We start from the raw sequence: 10,473 nt of genomic DNA, 5'->3' as shown, positions 1-10,473 counted from the left end.
CCGCATATCGGCTTTGCTCGGTGCGCAGAAAGTCGGCCGCCTGCTCGGGCGTGTTCAACATTAGGAAATTGTCCCGGCTGGCAAAACCTGCCTGAACCTGCGGATCGTTGAAGGCCTTGACGAAACCGGCATGGATGCGCTGGACGTGCTCGGCCGGCAGACCCTTGGGCCCGACCACCGCAAACCACCCTGCCACGTCCACGTCGGGGAAACCCTGTTCGACGAACGTAGGGATCTCGGGCATGGACTTCAGGCGCTGCCTGCCCATCACGCCGATGGCGTGCAGCTTGCCGCTGCGCAAGTGGCCCTGCACGGCATCCAGCGACGCCACGCCCATTTCTATCTGCCCGCCCAGCAGATCGACGACCATCGGGCCGGTGCCCCGGTACGGTATATGGTCGGCCTGCACCCCGGCAGCCTGCAGGAACATCTCGCCGGCCAGATGAATGATCGTGCCGTTGCCAGCCGAGCCGAAATTCAGTTCATTGGGCCGGGTTTTCAGGTATGCCTGCAGTTCGGCAGCGGTGCGCGCAGGCACTTTGTCCGGATTGACCACGAAGATGAAGGGCGAGCCCCCGATTATGCTGATGGGCGTGACATCGGCCAGGCTGTCGTAGGGCAGGTTCTTCAGCACGGCCGGGTTCACCGAGTGATTGTTCGAGATGATGCCTACCGTGGTGCCGTCTGGCCTGGCCCGCACCAGCGCCTGGGTGCCGATCACGCCGCCCGAACCGGGACGGTTCTCTATCACGACCGACTGGCCATCGAAGGCCCTGGACAGCGCCTCCTGCGCCGAGCGCGTGATCACGTCCACGCCGGAGCCGGGACTGAGCGGCAGAATGACGTGAAGAGGGGCGGAATGCTGCGCATGCGCAGCGACGCTCGAGACCGCGGCGGCCGCTGCCAGCATGATCAGCGTTCTGCGCGCAAGGGAAAGCCTGGGCATGATTGTCTCCTCCAGGAGGGTTGCTTGGTCTTATGGTTTGACGCTGCGGGCCGCGCAGCGTGTGTCGGTGCATTGAGCAGGCTAGTCCGGATGTATCGCTCCCTTTGCCATGCGTAGCACTTCTTCGGTGTGTTCGCCCACCTTGGGCAGCGGCATACGAACCCCGGGCCGGCGATTGCCCAGCATCAGCGGGAGCAGCACCACATCGGTCGTGCCGCCATCGTCCGTTTGCATGGGCGCCAAGCCTCCGCTTTGCTTGAGGTGCGGGTCCTGGACCAGTTGGTCCGGCCGGCTGATCGGCGCGTAAGGGATGCCCGCCGCCTCGAGCCGAGGGGCCAGGTCGGCCAACGCATGCTCGCGCAGGATATCGCCCAGTTCCTGCAACAATTGAGGCCGGACCGCCACCCGCGCCGCGTTGTCGGCATACTCGGGCCGCTCCAGCAGATCCTGGCGGCCAAGCACCTGGCAAAGAATCGCAAATTGCCTGTCGCTGACCGCGCCGATGAACAATTGCTCCCGGTCTGCCAGCGTGAATACGTCGTAGACGCTCCAGGCCGATACGCGCGAAGGCATCGGCGGCGGGGCCTCCTGGGTCATTAGATATTGCTGCATGTGCTGGGCGCAGAGAAACACGCAGTTCTCGAACAGCGCGCTTTGCACTTCCTGCCCCTTGCCCGTGACGTCGCGCTCTCGCAAGGCGGCAAGCACGCCTATGACGCCGAACATGCCCCCCATGATGTCGTTGACGCTGGTCCCGGCCCGCAAGGGGCGGCCTGACGGGCCTGTCATGTACGCCAGCCCCCCCATCATCTGCACGACCTCGTCCAGGGCCAGGCGCTTTTCGTAGGGACCGGGCAAGAACCCCTTGTGTGATGCATAGACCAGACGGGGGTAGCGTGCCGACAGCGTCTGGTAATCCAGGCCGAATTTGGCCATCAGGCCGGGGCGGAAGTTCTCCAGCACGACGTCGCACTGGCCGATCAGTTCCACCGCGGCTGCCTGGCCGCCTTCGGTCGTGATGTCCAGCACGACGCTTTTCTTGTTGCGATTGAAGCTGCGAAAGAATCCGATGCCCAGCCCGGGCAGGTTGCGGGTCCTGTCCCCGCCGGGCGGCTCGATCTTGATGACCTCGGCGCCGAGGTCGGCCAGGATCATGCCGCAGGTCGGTCCCATCACCATATGGGTGAACTCCGCCACGCGGATGCCTTTCAGGGGAAGGGGATGAGTGTCGGTCATGGGACTCCTGTCATTTGAAGCGCTTGCACGCAGGCATGCTCAGCCTGCGAGGTGCGGCCGGTCGAAATGGCCGGGCAGGCCGGCCTTCCAGAGGGTGCCGTAGGTGGGCTCGCCATCCAGCCAGCGCGCCACCTTGCGCCTGAGCGCAAGCAGCTTGCCGATGTCGATGCCGGTGTCTATGCCCATCGACGCGAGCATGAAGGCCAGATCTTCCGACGAGGCGTTGCCGCTGGCGCCCGGCGCATGCGGGCAGCCGCCTATGCCGGCCAGGGAGGCATCGAACCGATCCACGCCCAGTTGCAGGGCGGCATATACATTGGCCAGCGCCAGGCCGCGCGTGTCGTGAAAATGGCCGCACCAGAACCTGTCTCCGGCAAGCCGCAGCGCCTGCTCGAACAGGCGAGCCACCGCAACGGGATCGGCATAGCCCACGGTGTCGGCCAGACTGACCCGGTCGGCCCCTGCGTCCAGCAGCGCCTGCATCAGCCGCAGCACCTCCGACGCCTTCACCTCGCCCTGCAGGGTACAGCCGAAGGCCGTACCCACTCCGCCTTCGATCAGCGTCTTGCTGCCCGAGGCGTCCCGGGCCGCGCGGATGCGCCGCATCTCGCCCACGACCTCGTCCGGCGTCTTCCTGAGGTTGGCCATGCTATGCGCAAGGCTGGCCGAAAGGGGCAGGACCATCAGGTCCGCTCCGCCCTCCAGGGCATGTTCGGCGCCCCGCAGATTCGGCACCAATACCGAGGCGAACAGGCCCGGCAGGGTCCTGGCATAGTGCAGGACCTGCGCCGTATCCGCCATTTGCGGCAAGAGGCGGGCCGGCACGAAGGAGCCCACCTCGATCTCGACCTGGCCGGCTGCCAACGCTTCGCGCACCCATTCGCACTTCTGTTCGGTCGTCAGCAAGGTTCGCACGCTTTGCAGGCCGTCGCGCGGCCCCACTTCGCGTATGACTGCTTTCTGGGGAAGACAGGCTTTCAAGGCGGATTTCCGTTTTCAAGGAAAGACGCTGGAACCTTAGGCTATCCTTATTGGCAAGTAAATTGCCGGATATCGGCCTTTATGTTTCCAAACTGGAAATCCTGATGAAAGACCTGGATATCACGGCCTTGCGCATGTTTATCGCCGTCTGCGAGCACCGCAACCTGGCCCGGGCCGGCGAACAAGCGCACATCAGCGTGTCCGGCCTGAGCAAACGCATGGCCCAGCTGGAGGAACAATTGCAGGTGCCGCTGCTGCACAGGCATCGGCGAGGCGTATCCCTGACGCCGGCCGGGGAAATCCTGCTCGATCATGCCCGCGCGATGCTGGCTGCGGCCGACAAGGTCGGCCGGGACATGACGGCCTACAGGCAAGGCATCAAGGGGCAGGTGCGCCTATTGGCCTCCGTTTCCTCGATCACCGAATCTCTGCCCGATGACATCGCGGCTTTCCTGCAATTGCCTGAGCATGCACACATCAGGGTGGACATCGAGGAGCGCAACAGCGCGGCACTGGTGCGCGAGGTCCGCGAAGGCCTGGCGCCCGTGGGAATCTGCTGGGACGCGGCCGACCTCGAGGGCCTTGCGGCCTGCCCCTACCGGGAGGACCATCTATGTGCCGCGGTACCGCCTGCGCACCCCTTGGCAAACCTACCGCGCTGCAGCTTCGCACAAACGCTGGACAGCGAACATGTGGGGCTGCCCGGTTCCACCGCCGTCTACTCCATGCTTTCGCGCGAGGCCGCCATCATCGGCCAGCCTTTGCATTACAGGGCCGTCGTTTCCACTTTCGATGCCTCGCTACGATGCGTGCGGGCCGGCCTGGGCGTCGCCATCGTGCCGCTGGAGATCGGCGCGCCGTTTGCCCGGGACGGCAGCATCAAGGTTCTCCCTCTTACGGATGCCTGGGCCAGGCGCCGCTTCGTGATCTGCTTTCGGAACGAGGCGCATCTCTCGCCCGCGGCGCGGCTGCTGGTTCGGTACCTGTCGGACAGGAAATGACCGTTTCCAACTGCCCAAAGTAAGCGAGCCTGAATTTCCATACGCTCAACGACATGGCAATCTTTTTTCAAGTCACCGCCACTGTGAAGGACAGTAAGATGGCGCGACCAGAAAAAAGAAAGGAGACGGATCGTGGGCTTGAGAAAAGCGCTGTGCGTTTTTTCCGTTTGCACGGCCGCACTGCTCGGCTGCGGCACGGCCGGACACATCCCGTCGAAGGCGATCGCGCCCATATCCGCCTACGATCGAGAAAACCTGCCCGCCGCCGCAGACCAACTGTCCTGGACCACCGAGGAAAAATGGTGGGACACAGGAACATGAACCTGATTTTCGAAAGCAAATATATCCGGGCTGGCGGAAAAACAAAGAAACTGGCCAGACAGGAGAACATAAAACTGACATACCTGTCGGATGGGAAAGAAGTAAGCATCGATGACTACCTTGAGCGCACGAACGGCACTTCGCTGCTTGTGATCAAGGACGGAAGGATAGTCTTCGAGCAATATGCAAACGGAAACCGGGAGGATCACGCCGCGTCATCCAGGTCCATGGCCAAATCCATTACATCGATGGTTGCCGGCATGGCCGTCAAGGACGGCAGCATCGGCAGCATCGACGATCCCGTCGTCAAGTATCTCCCCGAACTGAATGGCACGGCATACGAAACCGTCACGCTCAAGCATTTGCTGACGATGTCCAGCGGCGTGCGGTACTACGAGAACGCCAAAGACCCCGCCTCGGACCTGACGCCGCTGCAAGGCTGCCTGCTGGCCAACCGAAGCGGCTGCCTGATCCGGTTTCTCCGCGACCTGGCCAGCCGGCCGAATGCGCGGGTGGCCCCGCCTGGCGAGAAATTTCACTATTCGACGGCCGACTCCGTTGCAATGGGCATCGTCGTCGAACGCGCTGTAGGAATGCCGGTAACGGAATATCTATCCCAAAAGCTCTGGATACCGTTCGGCATGGAGCGCGACGCATACTGGAACGTCGAATCGCAAGATGGCAATTACTTTGGGGGGTCCGGGTTCGGCGCGACGCTACGGGACTATGGCCGCCTGGGGCTCTTCCTTCTGCACAATGGCAGGATCGATGGGGAACAAGTTCTGCCCGACATCTGGGTCAAGGAATCGACCACACCGAGTCCTGCCCGAGAGGATTACGGCTATTACTGGTGGCTGGATCACGGCAACGCCGCTTTCAGCGCCCGTGGCAGCAGCGGGCAGAGAATCGCTATCGTGCCGGGCAAGGCGCTGATCATAGTCAAGACGTCGGCGGCATTGAACCGCGAAGAAGACCAGGCATTGCTTGACGCCATTATCCAGCACTTCGACGCGTCCTGAGCGTCGCACCGTCCGGACGGCCCACCACCGCCCCCATCATCCACCCTCAAATGCCAGAACCCGCTGGCGGAGCCAGATCCGGCCTGCCGCCGGCTGTCGCCCCCAAGGTCTTGCGCAGGCTGCGCGCGGCCGCGCGCCGCGCCGGCAGCCCTACGTGTCGGCCGATCCGCAACCGCCTGCGTCCCTCGCACAGCCATAGCTCTTCGCCCCGGTCTCCGCCCCATTGCAGGCGGGTCCAGGCCGCGGTGAATACATGCTGCTCGCGCCGCAGGCCGCGGGTGGTCTCGACCAGTAGGGTGCCGTCCTCGCGCAGCCACAGCCGTTCGCCGTCGACCGCGTGGCGGGCAAAGGACAGGAGGGCGGCGGCCACCACCAGGGATTCGAGCCCGCAGACCACCGTGCCCATCCACAGGCCGCCTGCCATCAGCGCCACACCCACGGCCAGCGGCGTGCCGATCAGCACGGCGGAAGTCAGCACGAATCGGCGCGGACAGGTGCTGCAGTTGCGCTTGAGCAGCCAACTGCGTGCCGTGACCGGGAACTCGGGCGGGCTCCAGGCGGGCGCATCGGGATCGGACGGAAAGGCGCTTTCGTTCATGGCGGACAAGGCGCCGGACGCAAGGGTCGGCACGCGCGGAACAGGCACCACGCCATCATATACCCGGCCAGGCGGGCTTTAGGCGGCCTGCGCGCAGCGCGAACCGCCCGCCGTCTTGGCGGCGTACAGCGCCCGGTCGGCGGCATGCAGCACCGCCGCCGTATCGTTGCCGTGGCCCGGTATGCGCGCGATGCCCAGGCTGGTGCCGATCCTGGCCTGCACCGCGGAAGGCAGCACATAAGGGCTGCAGACGGTGGCGATGACCTGGTGGCCGAAAGCCGTCACGTCAAAGCCGGGCGCCAGCGGCACCAGCAGCACGAATTCATCGCCGCCGATACGCGCGGCCATGGCGCCGTGGGGCTTGAGGCCTTCCAGGCGCTCGCCCACCGCGCGCAGCAACGCGTCGCCCGCCGCATGACCGTGCGTGTCGTTGACGGCCTTGAAGCCGTCCAGGTCCAGGTAGTAGACCGCGTAGGCGGCGCGCCCGGCGCGGCCTTCGCCGATGGCCGCGTCGATGGCCGCCAGCAAGGCCGAACGATTGGCCAGGCCGGTCAGGGAATCCTGCAGCGCGCGGCGCTCGTTCTCGCGTTCGGCCCGCATGGTCGTGACCAGCATGCGGTTGAGCCGGTACGAGGCCATCGTCATGCTGAACAGGTAGAACGGCGCCTGGATGAAGATCAGCCAGAGCACCGGCTCGTCGGCGATCAGCGCGGCCAGGCAGCATGGGCCCAGCGTCAGGGTGATCATGACCGCGGTCATGCGCGGCGCGCCGAAATTGCGAAAGCAGATGCCGCCCACCATGGCCGCTGCCGACAGGCAGGACAGGGTGGCGATCACCCAGTCGCCGCTGATGATGGAAATGAAGCCGCCGTAGCCCACGCTGGCGGCCCACATCACCGCCAGCAGCAGGTAAAGGTCGGTATGGGTGCGTCCGCCGTGCCGGGCGTTGCGCCGCGCCGCCGCCAGCACCAGCAGGCGGCCCAGGCAGATGGCGATTTCCAGCCCCAGCCACAGCTGGAATAGCGGTTCCGGGCGCCGCAGCGCGATGACCAGCGCCACCATGATGCTGTTGACCACGCCGCCGAAGAAGATCGGCAAGGTGCCGAACAGCCCCGCGATCAGCGCCACCCGGATCTCGTGCGGCACGTCCTTGCCCGCATCGGCCAGCCAGCGCGTGGCCGGCCACTGGGGCATACTGAAAACTCTGCCTTCGGTAATCATTCGTGCTTGACCGGACCATGCCGGAATGAAGAGGGCGGCCGACGCTGCCCTGGACGGCATGGCTCAGAACCGTTAGCGAAGGTTACCGGAAAAGCATGTGCCGGTGCGGCGAAAACGTTTGCGGGCAGCCCTGCCGCGGCAAGCGGACCGGGCCGCCCCGCGAAAGGCCCGAATCCTTGACCCGGAAAAGCATCGATGCCGTTAAACGAACCCTATCTGCTTCTGGACGTGGCCCGCATGGCGCAGGCCGACCAACGCACCATCGCCGCCGGCACGCCGGGGACCGAACTCATGCAACGGGCCGGGGCGGCGGTGGCGCGCGAAATCATCCGGCGCTGGACGCCGCGGCCGGTGGCGGTCCTGTGCGGGCCGGGCAACAACGGCGGAGACGGCTACGTGGTCGCCTCGCTGCTGGCCGCGCAGGGATGGCCGGTGCGCGTGGCGGCCCTGTGTCCGTCTGCGTCCCTGCCCGACGATGCGCGGCACCATGCCGAATCCTGGGGCGATGACGTGCTGCCCCTGGAGCCGCTGGCGCTCGAAGGCGCCGCGCTGGTGGTCGATGCGCTGTTCGGCGCCGGGCTCGCGCGCCCCTTGCACGGGGCCGCCGCCCGTACCCTGGCGGCCGCCCGGGCGGCGGGCCTGCCCATCGTCGCGATCGACATACCCAGCGGGGTGATGGGAGACAGCGGCGAAGACCTGGGCGCGGTGGGCGCCGCGCTGACCGTGACCTTCGTGCGGCGCAAGCCAGGCCACCTGCTGATGCCCGGGCGCACCCTGTGCGGCGAAGTGGTGGTGGCCGACATCGGCATTGGCGAGGCCACCGTGGCCAGCCTGGGCGGCAACACCTGGGAAAACGTCCCCCAGGCCTGGCGCGACGCCTTGCCGCTGCTGGCGCCCGACACCCATAAATACCGGCGGGGCCATGCCCTGGTTTTCGGCGGCTATCCCATGACCGGCGCCGCCCGGCTGGCCGCGATGGCGGCCGCCCGCGCAGGCGCCGGCCTGGTCACCGTGGCCGTGCCCCCGGAAGGCTTCGCCATTTATGCCGCCTCGCTGCTGAGCATCATGGTCAAGCCCTGCGCCGATGGCCAGGCGCTATCGGCGCTGCTGGAGGACGAACGGCACGGCGCCTGCCTGCTGGGGCCGGGCGCCGGGCCCGGGCCGCAGACGCGCCGCATCGTGCTGGCCGCGCTGGCCACGGGACGTCCCTGCGTGCTGGATGCGGGCGCGCTGACGGCGTTCCGCTACGAGCCGCACACCTTGATGCAAGCCATCGCCGGCCCTTGCGTGCTCACCCCCCACGAGGGTGAGTTCGCCCGCCTGTTCGACGCCGGCGGCAGCAAGCTGGCGCGCGCGCGCCTGGCCGCCGCGCAATCCGGGGCGGTAGTGCTGCTAAAGGGCGCGGACACCGTGGTGGCCGCCCCCGACGGACGCGCGGCCATCAACGCCAATGCGCCGGCCACGCTGGCCACCGCGGGCGCGGGCGACGTGCTGGCCGGCCTGATCACCGGCCTGCTGGCGCAAGGCATGGACGCCTGGACGGCAGCCTGCGCGGCCGCATGGATACACGGCGAGGCGGCCGCGGCGTACGGCCCCGGCCTGATCGCCGACGACCTGCCGGGCCTGCTGCCCGGCGTGCTGGCCCGGCTGGGCGCCCCGGCCGGCGCCGCGCATCAGGGTCCGGTCCAGGGGTAGTTGGGGCCGGGATCGTGGAAGCCGCCCGGCATCATGGTGCGTCCGGGCGCGGGCGCCGGGTATTGCTGCGGGGACGGCGAAGCCGCGCCGGGATATTGCTCGCCGGGCGCGCGCACCGGCAGGTCGCGCTCCTGCGCGCCGTGATAGGCGCGGTCGTGCCGTCCGTCGTCCGTGGTGTCGCGGTAGGTGCAGCCGCCCAGCGCCAGCGCCGCCAGCACGCCCGCCAATATGCTTGCCTTGTTCATGAATGCCTCCTTGGTGCCGCGGGACCGGGCCATCGCGCCCGGCCGCGGGCCGCGCGCACGCGCCTTGCATGCGCCGCCGGCCCAGCACGAACCACGTTAGCGCAGCGGCGCCGCACGGGGTGCATCAGGGTGTATCGGCATGCGTAGCGGCGCGCGCCGCGCCGCAAGCGGCCAGCGGCCCGGTGACACTTGCAACCACCCATGTCCCGCCCCCGCTTGCGCGCCCCCGCTTGCTATAAGGAACAAGGCCGCGCCGCATCGGCCCGGCGGCCCCGCATGTCCACAGCAGGAGCACACCGTGCCCACTTCCCCCGCCCGCGCGGCGATACGCATCGGCATTTCCGGCTGGCGCTATGCGCCCTGGCGCGGCACCTTCTACCCCAAGGGGCTGGTCCAGGACGACGAACTGGCCTATGCGTCGCACCAGGTGCCCACCATCGAGATCAACGGCTCGTTCTATTCGCTGCAGCGCCCCGAACGCTACCAGCGCTGGTACGAAGCCACGCCGCGGGGATTCGTCTTCAGCGTCAAGGCGCCGCGCTACGTCACGCACATCCGCCGGCTGGCCGATGTACGCGCCCCGCTTGCCAATTTTTTCGCCTCGGGCGTGTTCAACCTGCGCGAAAAGCTCGGCCCCGTGCTCTGGCAGTTGCCGCCCAGCCTGCCCTTCGAGCCCGGGCGGCTCGAAGCCTTCCTCAAGCTGCTGCCGCAAGACACGCAGGCCGCCCAGGCCCTGGCCCGCTCGCGCGAGGCGCGCATGAGCGGCCGGGCGCGGATCAAGGCCCACGTCCACGGCCCCCTGCGCCATGCCCTGGAAGTGCGCCATCCCAGTTTCGCCGACCCGGCTGTCGCCGACATGCTGCGCCATTACGGCGTGGCGCTGGTGGTGGCCGACACGGCCGGCAAATGGCCCTACCTGGAAGACGTCACGGCCGGGTTCATGTACCTGCGCCTGCACGGCGACCAGGAGATCTACGTCAGCGGCTACACCGACCAGGCGCTGGACCGCTGGGCCGCGCGCATCAGCCGCTGGGCCGCCGGCGCCGAGCCGGCCGACGCCCGGCGGGCGGGCGGACCCGCGGCGGCGGCGCCCGCGCGCGACGTCTACTGCTATTTCGACAACGACGTGAAGGTGCGCGCGCCCGAGGACGCGCGCGGCCTGATGCGCCGGCTGGGGCTGCCCATGGCCCCGCAGGCGCCAGGAGACTGA

The 10,473-nt window shown here is 67.4% G+C and carries 11 protein-coding genes; 5 read left to right on the top strand and 6 right to left on the bottom strand.

Features of this window, described 5'->3' with window-relative positions; translation table 11 throughout:
• The 3 genes from V8Z80_RS19045 to V8Z80_RS19035 form a co-directional block, all read right to left on the bottom strand.
• Positions 1-946: tripartite tricarboxylate transporter substrate binding protein (locus V8Z80_RS19045; protein WP_336063125.1), on the bottom strand; the 946-nt coding region annotated here is incomplete at its 3' end.
• An 81-nt stretch (positions 947-1,027) separates the two neighbouring features.
• Positions 1,028-2,182 carry a CaiB/BaiF CoA transferase family protein gene (locus tag V8Z80_RS19040; protein ID WP_336063124.1) on the bottom strand — a complete coding sequence of 385 codons (1,155 nt, stop codon included), beginning with the start codon at positions 2,180-2,182 and terminating at the stop codon, positions 1,028-1,030.
• A 39-nt stretch (positions 2,183-2,221) separates the two neighbouring features.
• Positions 2,222-3,163, bottom strand: a complete 942-nt coding sequence (locus V8Z80_RS19035; RefSeq protein ID WP_336063123.1) for a hydroxymethylglutaryl-CoA lyase — start codon at positions 3,161-3,163, stop codon at positions 2,222-2,224.
• 104 nt (positions 3,164-3,267) lie between these two features.
• On the opposite strand from V8Z80_RS19035, the gene V8Z80_RS19030 reads away from it, so the two are divergent.
• The 3 genes from V8Z80_RS19030 (at position 3,268) to V8Z80_RS19020 (ending at position 5,504) form a co-directional block, all read left to right on the top strand.
• Positions 3,268-4,164 carry a LysR family transcriptional regulator gene (locus V8Z80_RS19030; protein WP_336063122.1) on the top strand — a complete coding sequence of 299 codons (897 nt, stop codon included), beginning with the start codon at positions 3,268-3,270 and terminating at the stop codon, positions 4,162-4,164.
• 132 nt (positions 4,165-4,296) lie between these two features.
• Positions 4,297-4,485 (top strand): hypothetical protein, encoded by a 189-nt coding sequence (locus V8Z80_RS19025; protein ID WP_336063121.1) that lies wholly within the window; start codon positions 4,297-4,299, stop codon positions 4,483-4,485.
• A complete protein-coding gene (locus V8Z80_RS19020; protein WP_336063120.1) occupies positions 4,482-5,504 on the top strand; it encodes a serine hydrolase domain-containing protein in 1,023 nt (340 codons plus the stop codon). The genes V8Z80_RS19025 and V8Z80_RS19020 overlap by 4 nt, the downstream gene beginning before the upstream one ends.
• 46 nt (positions 5,505-5,550) lie before the next feature.
• Here the strand turns inward: V8Z80_RS19020 and V8Z80_RS19015 are convergent, their stop codons facing one another.
• Both V8Z80_RS19015 and V8Z80_RS19010 read right to left on the bottom strand, forming a co-directional pair.
• Positions 5,551-6,102 carry a DUF2244 domain-containing protein gene (locus tag V8Z80_RS19015; protein ID WP_336063118.1) on the bottom strand — a complete coding sequence of 184 codons (552 nt, stop codon included), beginning with the start codon at positions 6,100-6,102 and terminating at the stop codon, positions 5,551-5,553.
• 78 nt (positions 6,103-6,180) lie between these two features.
• On the bottom strand, positions 6,181-7,323 hold the full coding sequence (locus V8Z80_RS19010) for a diguanylate cyclase (RefSeq protein ID WP_442952001.1): 1,143 nt from the start codon (positions 7,321-7,323) through the stop codon (positions 6,181-6,183).
• 195 nt (positions 7,324-7,518) lie between these two features.
• Here V8Z80_RS19010 and V8Z80_RS19005 point away from each other — a divergent pair, with 195 nt between their 5' ends.
• Entirely contained in the window at positions 7,519-9,018 is a 1,500-nt protein-coding gene (locus tag V8Z80_RS19005; protein WP_336063116.1) for an NAD(P)H-hydrate dehydratase, read from the top strand.
• Here the strand turns inward: V8Z80_RS19005 and V8Z80_RS19000 are convergent.
• The gene (locus V8Z80_RS19000; protein ID WP_155195323.1) at positions 8,997-9,263 is read right to left on the bottom strand and encodes a hypothetical protein; all 267 of its coding nucleotides are present in this window, start codon (positions 9,261-9,263) and stop codon (positions 8,997-8,999) included. The two genes, V8Z80_RS19005 and V8Z80_RS19000, sit on opposite strands and share 22 nt — an antisense overlap.
• Before the next feature lie 298 nt (positions 9,264-9,561).
• On the opposite strand from V8Z80_RS19000, the gene V8Z80_RS18995 reads away from it, so the two are divergent.
• Positions 9,562-10,473, top strand: a complete 912-nt coding sequence (locus V8Z80_RS18995) for a DUF72 domain-containing protein (protein WP_336063115.1) — start codon at positions 9,562-9,564, stop codon at positions 10,471-10,473.

The organism is Orrella sp. JC864, assembly GCF_037026685.1.
In the GTDB taxonomy this organism is placed as follows: Bacteria; Pseudomonadota; Gammaproteobacteria; order Burkholderiales; family Burkholderiaceae_B; genus Orrella.
This window is presented reverse-complemented; position numbering and strand designations above follow the sequence as displayed.